At 74.4% G+C, this 15,828-nt stretch carries 14 protein-coding genes; 4 read left to right on the top strand and 10 right to left on the bottom strand.

Going from position 1 to position 15,828, the window contains the following annotated elements:
* Positions 1-14: 14 nt before the first annotated feature.
* The 9 genes from R4Z62_RS22245 to R4Z62_RS22205 form a co-directional block, all read right to left on the bottom strand.
* A complete protein-coding gene (locus R4Z62_RS22245) occupies positions 15-1,277 on the bottom strand; it encodes a hypothetical protein (RefSeq protein WP_491520703.1) in 1,263 nt (420 codons plus the stop codon).
* Entirely contained in the window at positions 1,274-3,238 is a 1,965-nt protein-coding gene (locus tag R4Z62_RS22240; protein ID WP_491520702.1) for a DUF3492 domain-containing protein, read from the bottom strand. Before R4Z62_RS22240 ends, R4Z62_RS22245 begins: the two co-directional genes overlap by 4 nt.
* 192 nt (positions 3,239-3,430) lie before the next feature.
* Complete coding sequence (locus R4Z62_RS22235) at positions 3,431-5,185, bottom strand: dipeptide ABC transporter ATP-binding protein (RefSeq protein ID WP_491520701.1); 1,755 nt, start codon at positions 5,183-5,185, stop codon at positions 3,431-3,433.
* A complete protein-coding gene (locus tag R4Z62_RS22230; RefSeq protein ID WP_355484718.1) occupies positions 5,182-6,189 on the bottom strand; it encodes an ABC transporter permease in 1,008 nt (335 codons plus the stop codon). The genes R4Z62_RS22235 and R4Z62_RS22230 overlap by 4 nt, the downstream gene beginning before the upstream one ends.
* Positions 6,186-7,343 (bottom strand): ABC transporter permease, encoded by a 1,158-nt coding sequence (locus R4Z62_RS22225; RefSeq protein WP_491520700.1) that lies wholly within the window; start codon positions 7,341-7,343, stop codon positions 6,186-6,188. The genes R4Z62_RS22230 and R4Z62_RS22225 overlap by 4 nt, the downstream gene beginning before the upstream one ends.
* Before the next feature lie 4 nt (positions 7,344-7,347).
* Positions 7,348-9,066 carry an ABC transporter substrate-binding protein gene (locus R4Z62_RS22220; protein ID WP_491520699.1) on the bottom strand — a complete coding sequence of 573 codons (1,719 nt, stop codon included), beginning with the start codon at positions 9,064-9,066 and terminating at the stop codon, positions 7,348-7,350.
* A 222-nt stretch (positions 9,067-9,288) separates the two neighbouring features.
* On the bottom strand, positions 9,289-9,381 hold the full coding sequence (locus R4Z62_RS22215) for an Ms4533A family Cys-rich leader peptide (protein WP_018571282.1): 93 nt from the start codon (positions 9,379-9,381) through the stop codon (positions 9,289-9,291).
* 90 nt (positions 9,382-9,471) lie between these two features.
* Complete coding sequence (locus R4Z62_RS22210; RefSeq protein WP_491520698.1) at positions 9,472-10,686, bottom strand: DUF3152 domain-containing protein; 1,215 nt, start codon at positions 10,684-10,686, stop codon at positions 9,472-9,474.
* A gap of 833 nt (positions 10,687-11,519) precedes the next feature.
* Positions 11,520-12,581, bottom strand: coding sequence for an alpha/beta fold hydrolase (locus R4Z62_RS22205; RefSeq protein WP_064535132.1), 1,062 nt, complete (start codon positions 12,579-12,581; stop codon positions 11,520-11,522).
* A gap of 243 nt (positions 12,582-12,824) precedes the next feature.
* Here R4Z62_RS22205 and R4Z62_RS22200 point away from each other — a divergent pair, with 243 nt between their 5' ends.
* The 4 genes from R4Z62_RS22200 (at position 12,825) to R4Z62_RS22185 (ending at position 14,795) form a co-directional block, all read left to right on the top strand.
* A complete protein-coding gene (locus tag R4Z62_RS22200) occupies positions 12,825-13,061 on the top strand; it encodes an Rv3202a family protein (protein WP_064535130.1) in 237 nt (78 codons plus the stop codon).
* A gap of 197 nt (positions 13,062-13,258) precedes the next feature.
* Positions 13,259-13,903: a TetR/AcrR family transcriptional regulator gene (locus R4Z62_RS22195; RefSeq protein ID WP_064535128.1), complete on the top strand. Its 645-nt coding sequence runs from the start codon at positions 13,259-13,261 to the stop codon at positions 13,901-13,903.
* 136 nt (positions 13,904-14,039) lie between these two features.
* Entirely contained in the window at positions 14,040-14,267 is a 228-nt protein-coding gene (locus R4Z62_RS22190; protein ID WP_018571277.1) for a DUF3107 domain-containing protein, read from the top strand.
* Between the two features lie 258 nt (positions 14,268-14,525).
* On the top strand, positions 14,526-14,795 hold the full coding sequence (locus R4Z62_RS22185; RefSeq protein WP_064535126.1) for a hypothetical protein: 270 nt from the start codon (positions 14,526-14,528) through the stop codon (positions 14,793-14,795).
* 120 nt (positions 14,796-14,915) lie between these two features.
* Here R4Z62_RS22185 and R4Z62_RS22180 read toward each other — a convergent pair whose 3' ends face one another.
* Positions 14,916-15,662, bottom strand: a complete 747-nt coding sequence (locus R4Z62_RS22180) for a ferritin-like fold-containing protein (protein ID WP_064537621.1) — start codon at positions 15,660-15,662, stop codon at positions 14,916-14,918.
* Positions 15,663-15,828 lie beyond the last annotated feature (166 nt).

Genomic DNA, 15,828 nt, shown 5'->3' with positions numbered 1-15,828 from the left:
GCGGCGGGTGTCCGTCACGGCTGCTTCTCCGCCTGCGCGTAGGCCGAGGCCCTGGTCAGGGTGCGGGCCGCGTGGATGAGGAGGGCGAGGGCGGCGGCTCCGCAGGCGAGGGCGGGGATGCTGCCCGGCCCCCAGGCGGTCACAAGGGTGTCGACCGGGACGGCGAGCGGGTCGCAGCCGGGGAGGCGGGCAGCGAAGACGCTCGCCTGGGCCGTCGCCTCCACCGTGGCCGCGGTGGCGAGCGCGGCGGCCGGGGCGTGGGTGGAGCCGTGCGCGGTGAGCAGCCGGGCGAGCAGCAGCAGGGCGCCGAGCGCGAGGGTCTGGACGATTGCGGCGGGCTCGTGCAGGACCCTGCCGCAGGCGGTGAGCAGGGCGGCGAGAGCGCCCAGGAAGAGGGTGAACACGGCGAGGAGCAGGGGCCGTACGGAGGCGGCGAACTCGTGCAGGCCGCGGCTGGCCGTCAGCGCGCGCCGGGCGCGCACCGCGAAGAGGTGGGCGGCCCAGCACGCCGGTGCGCAGGCGAGCGCGAGCGCCAGCACGGGGACGGTCGCCAGCGGCCAGGGGCCGGTCCGGGTGCCGTCGGGCAGTCCGTCGGGGCCGCCCGGGACCGCCGCGCCGAGCAGGCCGTCACCGAGGACGGCGTAGGCGAGGAGCCAGTACGTCCAGGCACGGGTACCGGGGGTGCGCGGGCCGCCCCGGGGCTGCTCGCGGCTGCCGAGCGGGCCGCGGCGGAGCAGGGCGTGCACGGCCAGGGCCAGGGTCGGCAGACCGACCGCCGCCACCGCCGGACGGACCGGGCCCGTGGTCAGGCGCACTCCGGCGGCCGTCGCCGCGCACAGGACGCCGGGCAGCAGGCCGAGCAGGATCCAGCCGGCACGCGCGCGGGGCGCGGTGGCGTCCCGGGGCGGCACGGGTGTGGCGGTGTCGCGTGCGACGCGGGCGTACATCTCCTCCGCCAGGGAGAAGACGTCGCGGTGGCGGTAGCGGGCGGCGGTGCGGTCGGTGACGCCGTGCGCCTCCAGAGCCGCGGCGATCTCCAGGGGGTCGACCGCGCGTTCGCACAGTTCGCGATGGCGGTGCAGCAGGGAGGTGACCGGGTCGGCCGCGCCTCGGCGCGGTGCGGTGGCGCGGGCCCGGTCGAGCACGGTGCCGCGTCCGCGCGCCCCGTCGCGCCCGCCGGTGCCGTCGGCCGCCGCCGGCCGCTCCGCCGGGCCCGCGCCCCAGGCGCCGGGGCTGGTCGGGGTCCTCGGGTGGTCGGATTCTCTCGGGGTGGTCATGGGGCGGCCTCCGTGGCCGGACGGCGGGTCGGGGTGCGGCCGGGGGCGGCGGCCGCCCAGCTGGGGGCGGTGCGGGCCGGTGCGGCGACGGAGGGGCCCGGGGCGGCGGTGCCCGGGTGCCGGGCGGCCGGGCCGGTCCGGCGGTCGGGCGGGCCGGGGAATCCGGGCGGCCCGGCGAGGTGGGACTCGGCCGGGGCGGCGAACGGAAGGGGCGCGCCGGAGTCGTCCAGGACCACGCGCCGGACCGGGCACCGGGAGACGACCTCCAGGTAAATGCTGTGAAATGCCGCGATGTTCCGCTCGACGGTGAACAGTTCGAGTGCGCGGGCGCGGGCGGCGGCGCCCAGGCGCGCACGGCGCTCGGGGTCGCGCAGCAGCGCCACGCACGCCTCACCGAGCGCCCGCGGATTGCGCGGCGGCACGACGAGTCCCGTACCGCCGATGACCTCGACGACCGCGCCGACGTCCGTGGAGACGGTCGCGCACCCGGAGAACATCGCCTCCACCAGGCCGGACGGGAAGCCCTCGACCACGCTCGACAGGACCACCACGGCGCCCGAGGCGTAGGCATCGGCGAGGGCAGGCACCTCGGGGCCGCCCACCTCCTCGAAGGCGACCGGGTTCTCGCCGACGGTGTGCGGGCCCTCGGCCTCGTCCGGGAAGAGCTGGGCCGCCAGCGCCTTGCAGTGGGCCAGGTAGTCGGCGGCCTCGTGACCGTCCGGCGCCGCCGTGGCCACGATCCTCAGCCGCGCCCCCGGGTGCTCCCAGCGGACCTCCGTGAAGGCGTGCAGCAGGGACACCAGGTCCTTGGCCGGTTCGACACGGCCGGTCCACACCAGCGTGTCCGCGCCGTGCGCCCGCGTGCGAGCCTCGGCGCCTCCGCTCCCGCCGGTCCCACCAACCCCACGAGCCCCACTGGCCCCACTGGCCCCTGCGCCCCCACCGGCCTCGCCCGCCTCGGCGAACGGCGTGGCGTCCATGCCGGGAGGGACGGTGCGCAGCCTGGCGCGGTCGGCGCCGCAGCGCTCCTGCCAGCGGCGGGTGTGGGCGTTGCCGTGGGTGATGACGGCGGCCTGCCGGTAGACCTCGGCGGCGAGCCGGGCGTGGAAGGCGGCGAGCAGGGACCGCACGGCCGGGGCGGTGCGGGCGGCGGTGGCGGCCAGGTGGTGCGCCCGCAGCGGCGCGCCGTACTCGGTGACCAGGAGGGGGACGTCGCAGAAGTGGCGCGCGAGCAGTCCGGGCAGGGCCGCGGTGCCGCCGCCCGCGGTGTGGCAGAGGTCGGCGGCACCGAGGCCGTCGTCCCCGTACCAGTCCAGGGTCAGGGGGCGCAGGGCGTGTTCCAGGTGCACGGCCACACCGAGGAGATCCGGTACGCGCGCCTCACGCGCCTCGCGGTGGGCGCCGGGCGCGCGGCAGGCGTGTTCCAGCGCGCGGACAGCGCTCTCCGAGCGCAGCGCGCCCGCCAGGCCGCCGCCCGTGTCGCGGGCGAGTTCCGCGAGGCCGTACAGCGCGTAGGCGAAACGGTCCGCCTCGTCGTCCGAGCGACCGGCCGGACCCGTCCCGTCCTGTCCGGCCCACACCGCTCGGCCGCCCCGCGCACCCCATGCGGCCGATGCGCCCTGCCCGGTCCGCCCGGTCTGCCCGGCCCGCCCTGTCTGCCCGGCCGTCCCCGTCGCGCACAGCACGGCCGCCAGTTCCCCGTAGTACTCGGCGAAGCGGCGGCGCGCCCGGCGTCCGTGGCGCGCGCCGGTGTCCTCGGCCCCCCACAGGGGCGCCGTACGGACCCGGCCGACCTGCCGGGGCAGCGGGACCCAGCCGTCCTCCTCCTGCCGTCGGCTGCGGCTGAGCGCGTAGAGGTCGAACTCGTGCTGCCCGAGCCCGCGCACGAGCCGTTCGCACCAGAGCGTGCCGTCCCCGCTCGCATACGGGTAGCCGCCCTCCGTCACCAGTCCGATGCGCACGCGTGCACCCCCGTTCTCTCCCGTGTGGAGAGCCGCCGTCGCACCGGCGGCTCGCAGCGGGAAGAACGTATGCGGACAGGCCGGTGGCGCGACGGACGGTTGTCCGTCGCGCCACCGGAAGGGGTGAACGGGCGTAACTTTCCCGGGCGGACGGCGTTCTGTCGCACCGGGGGATCACTCGGCTACGCGGTGTCAGGCCATGGCCAGCTCTCGGCGGGCGGCGCGGCGCCGGGCGGCGGCCTCCGGGTCGAGCGCCGGTACGGCGGCCAGGAGCTGCCTGGTGTAGGGGTCCCGGGGCGCGTCGTACACCTCGGCGGCCGGGCCCTCCTCGACGATCCGGCCCCGGCGCATCACCGCGACCCGGTCGCTGACCTGGCGTACCACCGCGAGGTCGTGGGCGACGAAGACCAGGGCGATGCCGAGGTCCCGCTGCAACTCGCCGAGCAGGGCCACCACCTGAGCCTGCGTGGTGACGTCGAGCGCGGAGACGGGCTCGTCGCAGACGATCACCCGCGGGTCGGCGGCGAGCGCCCGCGCGATGCCCACGCGCTGACGCTGCCCGCCGCTGAACTCGTGCGGATAGCGGTCGTACTGCGCGCGTTCGAGCCCGACGCGCTCCAGCAGTCCGCCCACGCGCTCCCGGATGCGCTCCTCGCTCCGTTCGCCGCGCGCCCGCAGCGGATCCGCGATGGACTCCCCCACGCTGCGGCGCGGGTTGAGGGAGGAGACCGGGTCCTGGAAGACCATCTGCACGGCCGGATCCACCCCGGCCCTGGCCCGGCCCTCGAAGCGCACCTCGCCCGCGGTCGGCTCCAGCAGCCCGACCAGCATCCGGCCCAGCGTGGTCTTGCCGCTGCCGGACTCGCCCACGATCCCCAGGGTCTCGCCGCGCCGCACGGTCAGCGAGACGCCGTCCACGGCCGCCAGCGCCCGCCGGCCGCGCCCGAACTCGCGCCGCAGCCCGGTCGCCTCCAGGACGACCTCGGCCCCGGTCCCGGCCCCGGAGCCGGAGCCGGAGCCGGTCCGCGAGCCGGTCCGCGAGCCGGTCCGTGAGGACCCGCGGCCCTCCGATGCCTCCTCCCGCACCGGCGCCTCCGGCACGTCCCCGGACCCGTCGGTCACCGTCCGCGGGCGTTCCAGTCGCGGCACCGCCGCCAGCAGTTGCCTGGTGTACGCCGCTCCGGGCCTGCCCAGCACGTCGGCGACGGGACCGTGTTCGACGGCACGGCCGTGCCGCATGACCAGCACCTCGTCGACGCTCTCGGCGGCGACACCCACGTCATGGGTGACCAGCAGCAGTCCCATCCCTGTCTCCTCGCGCAGCGTGTGCAGCAGGTCGAGGATCTGGGCCTGGACGGTCACGTCGAGCGCGGTGGTCGGTTCGTCGGCGATCAGCAGGTCGGGGGCGCACGCGAGCGCCATGGCGATCAGGGCGCGCTGGCGCATGCCGCCGCTGAACTCGTGCGGCCGGGACCGGGAGCGCCGTGCCGCGTCGGGGATCCCTACCCGGTCCAGCACCTCCACGGCACGCGCGCGTGCCGCCCGGCGCGAGGCACGCGTGTGCGTGCGGTACACCTCGGCGATCTGGTCGCCGACGGCGTAGTACGGGTCGAGGGAGGACAGCGGGTCCTGGAAGACCATGGCGGCCGTCCCGCCGCGCAGCCGCCGCAGCTCCTCCTCGGAGGCGGACCGCACATCGGTGCCGGCCACCCGGACCGTACCGCCCTCCCGCGCGCCGGTGCCGCGGTGCAGCCCCAGCAGGGCGGAGGCGACCGTGGACTTGCCCGAGCCGGACTCGCCGACGAGGGCGAGCGCGCCGCCGGGCGCGAGCCGGAAGGAGAGTCCGTCCACGGCGCGCAGCGCCCCGAACGCGACGGTCAGGTCCGCCACCTCGACGAGGCTCGACGCGGCGGAACCGGTCGGATTCATCAGGTTCTTCGGGCTCATGCGAGTACCACCCGTCGGTCGGCCACCGCGAACAGCACGTCCGCGACGGCGTTGGCGATGACCACGAAGAAGCCGATGACCAGGACCATGCCGACGACCACCGGCAGGTCCACGACGTTCACCGCGTGCACCAGTTCCTGGCCGATCCCGGGCAGGCCGAACAGGGTCTCGGTGAGGACCGCGCCGCCGACCGCCGAGCCGACGTTGTTGGCGTTCAGCGCGATGACGGGGGCGAGGGCGCCGCGCAGCGCGTGCCGCCCGACGATCGCCCGCTCCCCCACTCCGTACGCGCGGAAGGTGCGGATGTGGTCCTCGGCGAGGGTCTCCAGCATCGACGCCCTGGTCATCCGGGCGAAGGCGGCGGCCTCGATCAGGGCCAGCGAGAGCCACGGCAGGACGAGGTTCCACGCCCACTGCTCGGGGTCGTCGGTGAGGCTCACGTACTGCGGGAAGGGCAGCCACTGGAACTCGCCGCAGACGACGATCAGCAGGACCAGGCCGATGACGAACACGGGGGTGGCGGTGCCCGCGAGCGTGACGGCGGTGAGGACGCGTTCGGAGATCCGGCCGCGCCGCCAGGCGGAGAGCACGCCCGTGCCCACCCCGAGGATCAGCCAGAGCACCATCGCGCCGAACACCAGGGACAGGCTCACGGGGAGCTTGGTCAGGATGATGCTCAGGACCTGCCGCCCGGACTGGTAGGAGACCCCGAGGCAGGGCGCGGAGCAGTGCTCCACGGAGGTGCCGGTCGAGTAGTCCTGGCCGGCCACGAGTCCTTCGAGGAAGTGCCAGTAGCGCAGGTACAGCGGGTCGTCCAGGCGCAGTTGCCGGGCGACTTGGTGCACCTGCTCCGGCGAGCAGCGCGGGCCGCAGCTGATCTGGGCGACGTTGCCGGGGGTGGCGTAGAAGACGACGTAGACGATCACCGAGATGGCGAGGAGGGTGATCAGGGCGCCGAGGGCACGGCGCAGCACGAATCCTCCGAGTCCGCCGAAGACGCTCACGCGGTGGCCTCCTTGCGTGCTTCTCGGGCCTGGGCCTTGGCCTGGGCCTGGGGCGGCCCCTCGGCCGCCGCACCGCTCTCCGGACCGGCTTCCGTCCCGAACTCCGCACCAGCTTCCGTCCCGGTCTCCGGACCGGTCTCCGGACCGGTCTCCGCATCGGCACCGGCCGCCGACTCACGCCTGCGGCCGGTACCGATGCGCAGGCGGGAGGCGGCGCGCGGGTCGAGGGCGGTGCGGACGACGTCGCCGAGGACGGTCAGGGCGACCACGGTCACGAAGAGGGCGCCCGCGGGCAGCATCAGGTACTGCGGCGCCGCCTGGTACCAGACGTCGGCCGCGGTGAGCATCTGCCCCCAGGACGGGGTGGGCGGCTTCACGCCGACGCCGAGGAAGGACAGCGCCGCCTCGACGGAGATGTTGGTGGGCACGAGCAGGGCGGCGTAGGTGATGACCGGGGCCGCGAGGCCGGGCAGCAGTTCGCGGCGGACGACGCGCACGGTGCCCCAGCCGCTGAGCCGGGCGGCGGCGACATGGTCGAGGCCCTTGAGCGTGAGGGTCTGGGCGCGCACGATCTTGGCCATGTTGCCCCAGGCGATCAGGCCGATGACCAGGGTGACCAGCACCGGGCGCGGGAAGCTCGACGGGACGATGGCCAGCAGCGCGAGGGCCATGATCATCAGCGGCATCGAGACGATGATGTCGGTGGCCCGGCTCAGCAGCTGGTCGACCCAGCGGTTGCCGAGCGCGGCGGCGACGCCGACCGCGACCCCGATGGCGATCTGGATGAGGGTGGCGGCGAGCGCCACGCCCAGCGAGACCCGGGCGCCGTAGACGAGGCGGGCGAACAGGTCGCGGCCGGTCTGCGGTTCGACGCCGAGCCAGTGGTCGGCGCCCGCGCCGCCGAACGTGCCGATGGGCACGCCGCCGCGCGCGGAGTCGACCAGGCCGGGGTGGTAGGTGGTGGGGTCCTGGCCCTCCAGCGCGGTGAGCAGCGGCGCGGCGAGCGCGACCAGGACGAGCAGTGCGACGACGGCCGCCGCGACGAGGGCGGCGCGCTGCGCACGCAGCCGCCGCCAGAACCGGTGGGCCCCCGCGGCCGCCGGGACGGGGATGTCCGTCCCGGCGGCCGGGGAGGCGGCAAGTGCCTCGCTCACGGCGTCACTTCACCGCGACCTGGGAGATGTCCAGCACGCCGGTCCAGTCGCTGATCACGATGTTCTTGACGTCCTTGCCGTACAGGCGCTTGTAGACGGGGTGGAACAGCGGCACGGTCAGGGCCTGCTGGCCGATCTTCTTGTCCAGGGCGCCCCAGCGGGCGGCGGCGGCGCCGAGGTCGGTCAGCTTGTTGATCGCGTCGATCTCGTCGTTGACGGACGTGTCGTCGAGCTGTCCGCTGTTGAAGTTGGCGCCGTCCGCGACGATCTGGCGGCCGTCGAAGATCGGGGCCAGGAACGGGCCGCCGGAGGGCCAGTCGGCACCCCAGTGGGCGAGGAAGAGGCCCGGCTCGGTCTTCACGTTCTGGGTCTTGTCGGAGTAGTCGTTCTTCTCCAGGCCCTGGAGCCTGACGGTGATGCCGGCCTTCTTGAGCGCGTCCTGGACGGCGGTGGCGATCTCCGGGCTGGTCTCGAAGTCCTTGCTGTTGGAGTGGGTGAGGGTGACGGTGATGCCGTCGGGGTGGCCGGCCTGCTTCAGCAGCTCCCTGGCCTTGGCCGGGTCGCCCGAGGTGCCCGCCGGGAAGAGGTCGTAGGGGGTGTGGCCGAAGGACTTCTGGTTCGGCAGGAAGGTGGTGGCGGGCTCGGCGAGTGCGCTGCCGCCGGCCGCGTTGACGACCGAGGACCGGTCGATGGCGTAGGCGACGGCCTGGCGCACCTTGATGTCGTCGAACGGCTTCACCTTCGGGTTGAAGGCCAGGTAGTTCGTGTAGCCGAAGTGGCCGGTGCCCACGCGCGCGGCCAGCGCCTTGTCGCCGCTGACCTTGGCGAGTTCGGCCGGTCCGAGGTTGGTGTCCGTGGTGACGGCGGCGGCGTCCGGGCCCTGGGAGGCGGAGAGCCGCTGGTTGATGACGGACGAGTCGAGCCCGGACCGTACGTCGATCCGGTCCGGGTACGCCTTGCGCTCGGCGTCGGTGGCGGCGGACCAGTGCGGGTTGCGCTCCAGGACGAGGTGCTCGCCGTCGTTCTCGTTCTTGACGACCTTGTACGGGCCGGACGAGACCGGGTGCTCCTCGTACCTGGTGCCGGTGTCCTTGGCCTTGGGCACCGGCGTGAACTGGGTCTGCGTGGCCAGGTACGGGAACTCGCCCTCGGGCTTGTTCAGATGGAAGACGATCGTCCGGGCGTCCGGCGTCTCGATCGCGGCGAGGCCCTTCTTGTCCTTGTACGGCCCCTGGTAGCCGGCCGCGCCGACCAGCCAGTCCCGCAGGTAGGGGGCGCCGCCGGAGAGTTCGGGGGCGAAGGAGCGCTCGATGCCGTACTTGACGTCGGCCGAGGTGATCGGCGTGCCGTCCTCGTACTTCAGGCCCTCCTTGAGGGTGTACGTCCAGACGGTCGCGTCCTTGCCGGGGCGCCCGGTGTCGGTGGCGAGGTCCGGGACGACCTCGGCACCGGCGGCGCCGTTCTCGCGGTTGCGGGTGGTGAGGGTGCGGAAGACCAGGGAGGGGACGTTGCCGCCGCCGGAGGTGTAGAGGCGCGCCGGGTCGAAGTCCTGCTGGGGCTGGGCGTTGAGGACGTTCAGGGTGCCGCCCTTGTGGGGCCGGGAGTCGCCGCCGGTGCTCTTGGCATCGTCGTCCTTCGGCCCGCAGGCGACGGCGCCCGCTGCCACGACCAGGCTGACGGATACCGCGGCCACGCGGCGGGCTGAAACGGACGGTTGGCGCATCGGAATGACGACCTCTCGAAAAGGATGTCCCGGACACGTCTCGGATCGCGAGACGGTTGGACGAGGAATGAGACGAATCTGGACAGACGTCTGCCTCGGCGACGGGTCGTCGGACCACCGGGGACCGTACTGCCGCGCGACGGCGCTCGGCGGGAGCGCACCAGGACGCGGAAGGTCAGGGCGAGGGGGAGAACGGGGCGACGCGCACGCCGGGGGCGGGCGTCAGCAACAGTGGATGTCGGCCACACAGAGGGCGGTCACGCCGAGGAGCGCCATCTCGATGGCGGCGCTGCTGACGGAGTGACGGGACCACATGCGCAGAAATATGAACGAACATTCGGCGCAATGTCAACATGATCGGAGGGCGGCGCGGGGCTCCCCCGCGGCCGCCCCGCACACCGTCCGTCAACTCTTCGGATAGGGCCAGGAGTTGGGCAGGCAGTGAATTCCGTCATGGTCGAGGAACTTCGTCTGCTGCTGCATGACCGGCGCCAGTTCCCCGTCCTTCTCGCAGGTGACGTGGTTGTGGCCGAGACGGTGGCCGACCTCGTGGTTGATCAGCATCTGCCGGTACGGGTAGATCCGGTCGCCGTAGGTCTTGGCGCCCTGCGCCCAGCGGTAGGCGTTGATCATCACGCGCGGGGTGGCGGCCGAGTCGCACGAGACGTTGTCCTCGGTGGTGTCCAGACCCGACTTCTCGCACCACACGGCGGTGGTGCCGGGGCTGGCGAGCGTGATCACGAAGTCGCTCTCGCCGGAGGAGACCCGCTCGAAGGTGCGCGCGCCGCCGTGGGCCCAGCTGCGGTCGTCGTTGAGCGTCTTCTGCACGGCGTCCGCGAAGAGCCGTCCGTCGAGCCCGAGGCCCTGCTCCACGTCGACCCGGTAGGTGAACTTGCGCCCGCGCCCCGGCGCCTTGGCGAAACCGGGGACCACGTCGAACCGGCCCGATCCCTTGAGCGCGGGGCTCAGCGGGTACTTGAGGTTCATCTTCTGCTCGTACGTCAGCGCGACCGCGCTGTGCGAGGGGGACGGGCTCGCCTGTACGCCCCCGCCCAGCGCGGTCCGGGCGCCCTCGTCCTGGCCGCCGGCCGTCTGCGCCGCTCCCGCCTCGGAGCGGTCGTCGGCGACCTGCCCGGCGACGACGACCGCGAGCACGGTGGTGACGGCCGCGGCGGCGATACCGGTGAAGGTGCGGCCCTTGGTGCCCTTGGCGCTCTTGCCGTCGGGGGCCGCGTCGGCGGCGGGCGGCACGGAGCCGTCACCGCCGTCACCGCCGTCGCCACCACGGCCGCCACTGCCACCGCTGCCCGCGCGCGGTCCGGCGCCCGCGACCGGGCTCGTGCCGGTACCGGCGGCGGTGGGTCCCGTGGGCGGGGCGAACTGGACCGGCACCGGGCGGGGCAGCGTGCCCCGGGAGGCGCCGCGTGAGCGGGCGGTGGCGCCGGTCGCGCCGTCCTCGCCGCTCTCCGTGCCGTCGCCGTCGCCGCTCTTGCCGCCCTCTTCTGCCGCTCCGTCCCGGAACGCGTCGAGGTAGTCCTGCCGGGGACCGGCCCCCGGGGCCGACTGCGCGCGCCGCTGCCGCGGGATGGGGACGCCGGGGCCCGCTGCACCGGTGGGCACCGCGGGACCCGCCACCGAGGTCTCGCCGACGCCGGGCGCCGCGCCCGCACCTCCGCCGGAGCGTCCGGCCCCGGGGCTGAACTCCCCCCAGCCGCCCCCGGCTTCCCGCTGCTCGGGATGAGCACCGCGAGCCTGCGGCACACCATGGGCGGGTGTCCCGCCGGGGATGCGGGGCACGCCATGGGCGGGAGTTCCGTCCGGCAGACGCGGCACGCCGTGAGCGGGAGTTCCCTCGGGGAAGCGGGGCACGCCGTGAGCGGGCGTCCCGTCCGGCATACGCGGCACACCGCGCGCCGGTGTCCCGTCCGGGAAACGCGGCACGCCGTGGGCAGGCGTCCCGTCCGGCGCGGGCACGCGGGGGAACCCCTGTGCGGGAGTGCCGTCCGGCAGACGGGGTACGCCCTGTGCGGGAGTGCCGTCCGGGAAGCGCGGTGGGCCCGCCGGGCGCCTGCCCGGAGCCGGGGCGGGACCGGCGGGACCGGAGCCCGGCCAGGGAGCGGGGCCGGGGCCCCGGCCCGGCGCGGTGGCGCCCGGACCCCGTCGTGGAGGCGGCGCCTGCGCGGGACCCGCCGCCGGTCCGGGCGACGCCATCGGTACGGCGGTCTGACCGGGCGAGCCGTGCTGATCAGGTGAACCGGACTGGCCGGATGAACCGGGCCGCCCGGTCGGCCGGGCGCCGGGGACCGGTCCGGCCGGCCCCTCGAAGCCGTCCCGGCGGCCTCCTCGGTCCCGGCCCTGCCGGGCCGCGTCCGTACTCGCTGTCGTGCCCGCTGTGCCCGCGCTGTCGCCCTTCGGGGCGGGTCCGCGGCGGCTGTGGCGTCCCACCTGGTCCGTCAGCCTCCCATTTCCGCGTCGCGGGCGCCCTCGTCGGCGACCGCACCCCGGGAGCCTACGGCCTTCCCGCCCGGCGCCGCCCACGACCCCGACTCCCGCGTTTCGGCCAGGAGTTCACGGAACGCGGTCGCCACGGTCTCCGGATACTCCATCATCGCCACATGGCCCGCGTCGGGCAGGGTGAGGAGCCGGGAGTCGCGGAAGGCCCGTGCCGCGCGCTGGGCCATGCGGTATCCGACGAGCTGGTCCCGGCCGCCGTAGACCAGCAGGGTGGGCGCGAGGACCCGTTCGGCCTGCCGCCACAGACCGTGCTGACCGCCCAGGGTGTACGCGTCGACGATCCCGCGCGCGGAACGCGCCATCGCGTCCCAGAAGTACGGCAGCCGCAGCCGCCGTTCCATCTCCTGCACGGCGTCGCGGAGACCCTCAGGGGTGACCCGGCCGGGGTCGCCGTAGCAGAGGGCCATCATGCCGCGGACCCGCTGCTCGGCCGTCCACTCCCTGGTCAGCCGGGTGAAGAGCGCACAGACGCCGGGCAGCGCGAGCAGCCCGGTCGGCAGGGCGCTGCGCTGCACCCGCAGTTCGGGCAGCGCGGGCGAGACCAGGGTGAGGGTGCGGACGAGGTCGGGTCGCAGCGCGGCGACGCGCGTGGAGACGGCGCCGCCCAGGGAGTTGCCGAGCAGATGGACCGGGCCCTGTCCCGCCGTGTCCAGGTAGCGGATCACCGCGCGCGCGTGGGCGGTGACCGAGTAGTTGCCGTCGTCCGGCGGCGGGGAGTCCCCGAAGCCCGGCAGGTCGAGCGCCTCGCCGTCCACGTCGGTGTCCAGGAGGGCCATCAGCGGCGTCCAGTTCTGCGAGGAACCGCCGAGCCCGTGCACGTACAGCGCGCGCGGCAGGCCCTCGCGCGCGGGCGGCCGGGAACGCACCGTCAGGGTGATTCCCGGCAGTTCGACCGAGCGCAGCCGCTCCCCTTCCCCGGCTTCCCCGGCCCCGGACCCGGCGGGCGCCACCCTGGGAAGGACGTTCGCGGGCGGCACGGCGGGCAGGTCGGTCGAAGACATGCGGCAATGTTACGAGACGATCACGCCGCGCTTCATGTGTTCGCCGTCACAGGACGAGGCGCGGGAGGCGTTGCGCGGACGGCGCGCAGAGCCGTCCCGGATCGCATGGCGCGGGAATCGGGTGTCTCCTACGCTCGTAGCGAGGGCACCCGCATACAGTCCCGGCTTCGGCCGGGCACGTACACGGACGTACATGACGTACACAAGGACATGCGCAGGGATGTCCACCGAAGGGAGCCCACCATGGCAATCGATCCCAGCGACCCCGGGACGTTCGAGGACATCGAGGACGACGGCGCCGCCGAGGACGGCACGGAGATCGACGTCGAGGCGCCCGAGGACGACGCGGCCGAGCAGCAGGCCGACATCGCGCCGGAGGGCGACGATCCGCTGACGGACGTGGATCCCGGCCGCGCGAACGAGGCCGACCTCGCCGAGCAGGCACGGGTCGTCTCCCTTGATGAGGACGACTACCGGTGACGGTGGCGGCGACGGACCGCCGCTGAGCAGCGGCGGCGCTCGCCTATGCCCGGCCTGGGCCCGTTGGAAACCTTCTGTGCCGGTTTCCGCCCCGTCCGGTCCGTGAAATTCTGCGCTCGCACCGCGCACAGTACGGTTACCGAAAAGTACGATGGCGGCGCGGCGCACACCGCACAGGGACGACTTTGGGAGGCGGCGTGACAGCCATCGAGCAGACAGAGGCAGCGCGCCCGCGGGGCACGCGCCTGCCGCGCCGTGCCCGGCGGAACCAGCTGCTGGGCGCCGCCCAGGAAGTCTTCGTGGCGCAGGGCTACCACGCGGCGGCCATGGACGACATCGCCGAGCGGGCCGGGGTCAGCAAGCCGGTGCTCTACCAGCACTTCCCCGGCAAGCTCGACCTCTATCTGGCCCTGCTCGACCAGCACTGCGAGGCGCTGATCCAGTCGGTGCGCAGCGCGCTGGCGTCGACCACCGACAACAAGCAGCGCGTCCGCGCCACGATGGACGCCTACTTCGCCTACGTCGAGGACGACGGCGGCGCCTTCCGGCTGGTCTTCGAGTCGGACCTGACCAACGAGCCCGCCGTGCGCGAGCGCGTGGACAAGGTCACCAACGAGTGCGCCGAGGCGATCTGCGAGGTCATCGCCGAGGACACCGGCCTCTCGCGTGCCGAGTCGATGCTGCTCGCCTCCGGTCTGGGCGGCCTCGCCCAGGTGGTGGCCCGCTCGTGGCTGCACAGCGACCGCAGTGTCCCGCGCGACCAGGCGGTCCAGCTGCTGACGTCGCTGGCCTGGCGCGGCATCGCCGGTTTCCCGCTGCACGGCAGCGAGCAGCACCACTGATCCGGTCGCTTGTTCCCGTGCGCTGTTCGCTCCTGGCGTGCACCGGCGGAGCGTGTCCGTCCCCTCACCGGGCTAATGTGTGCGGAGTACGGCGCGGAAGGTCGCGCACTTCACTGACCGTCGGAGGGACATAGCCGTGGAGGTCAAGATCGGCGTGCAGCACGCGCCCCGCGAGATCGTTCTGGAGAGCGGTCAGAGCCCCGAGGAGGTCGAGCGGGCGGTGGCCGAGGCACTGGCCGGCAAGTCGCAGCTGCTGACCCTCGTGGACGAGCACGGTCGCAAGGTGCTGGTCCCGGCCGAGCGCCTCGCGTACGTCGAGCTGGGTGAGGCGGCCCCGCGCAAGGTGGGCTTCGGGGCCCTGTAGCAGGGCACGTACGAACGACGAGCGGGTCCGGCGGTCACTGACCGCAGGGCCCGCTCTCTCGTGTCCGGCCCGCCCCCGCATCCCCGGCTCTCACGTCCGCCCGTCCCCTGCCCGGCCCGCGCTCGCGTCCCGCTCGGCCCCTCCTCGCGTGCTTCACTCAGCGCACACAAACAGCTCACAGGGAGGGTTGCATTCCGCAGGTCAGGGGTATGACGGAGCTACGACCGTCAGCACCGGCCGCTCGTGGGAGGGACTGTGATGTTCTTGGAGGCCCTGGGCTCCGCCGTGCTCGGCCTGCTGCTCGCCTGGGCGGTCTTCCACCGCCTGTCGCGCCGCCTGCCGTCGCGACCGCTGGTCCTGTCGACGGGGGTGGCGGGCGCCCTCCTCGGTGACTTCGTCACCCACAGCGCGCTCGGCTCGGCCCCCGTGCTGTCCAGTCTGCTCGGCGCGGCCGTCGTCTCGGCCGCCTCCGTCTCCCTGCTGCTGCGCCCGGCCGGCCGCCTGCGCCGACGATCCCTGACGGCGTAGCCGACCGGGCCGTCCGCCGGGGGCCGCCCGTCGGCCGACCGGCCTTCCGGCCCCACGCGCGTCCCGGCCGTCCCGACGACGCCGTCCCGACGACAGGCGGCCGGGTCTCCCGCGTCCGTGCTACGCGGCCAGTCCCAGCGCGGCCATCCGCTTGGTGTGCGCCTCGGTGATGCGGGTGAACATCCGGCCGACCTCCGCGAGGTCGAAGCCGTCCGCGACCCCGCCCACGAGCATCGTGGACAGCGCGTCGCGGTCGGCGACGACCCGCTGCGACTGCGACAGGGCCTCGCCCATCAGGCGCCGCGCCCACAGCGCGAGCCGTCCGCCCACCCGCGGGTCCGCGTCGATGGCCGCCCGCACCTTCTCCACCGCGAAACCGGCGTGCCCGGTGTCGTCGAGGACGGCCAGCACCAGTTCGCGGGTGTCGGAGTCCAGCCGGGCCGCGACCTCCCGGTAGAAGTCACTGGCGATCGAGTCGCCGACGTACGCCTTGACGAGCCCTTCCAGCCAGTCCGAGGGCGCCGTCTGCCGGTGGAAACCGTCGAGCGCGGCGACGAACGGGTCCATCGCCTCGGTCGGCTCCGCGCCGATCTCCGTGAGCCGGTCGCGCAGCCGCTCGAAGTGGTGGAACTCGGCCGAGGCCATCTTCGCCAGCTCGGCCTTGTCCGCGAGGGTGGGCGCCAGCTTGGCGTCCTCCGCGAGCCGTTCGAACGCCGCGAGCTCCCCGTAGGCGAGCGCGCCGAGCAGGTCCACCACGGCGGCGCGGTACTGCGGGTCGGCGGCGGCCGTCGCCCAGTCCTGGGCGGCGATCCCGGTGCGTTCGGCGGGTGCGTCGGGGGCCTGGTCGGGCTTGTCAGAGCTGGTCATGAAGCGCACAATAGCCCGCTCCCCGGGCCCTGGAGAGATCCTGCCGACCAGTGTGACGACGGCTACGTGACCAAATCGGCCATCGCGTGTGCGCGATTCCGGGGTATGGTGGTAATGCGCCTGCTGGGTGGGCCGGGGTTCCCGGCCGTGCTTCGACAGGCCGCAC

This window comes from Streptomyces sp. PL-25 (assembly GCF_058344915.1).
The sequence above is the reverse complement of the archived record's forward strand: the minus strand, read 5'-3'. Positions and strand labels throughout refer to the sequence as shown.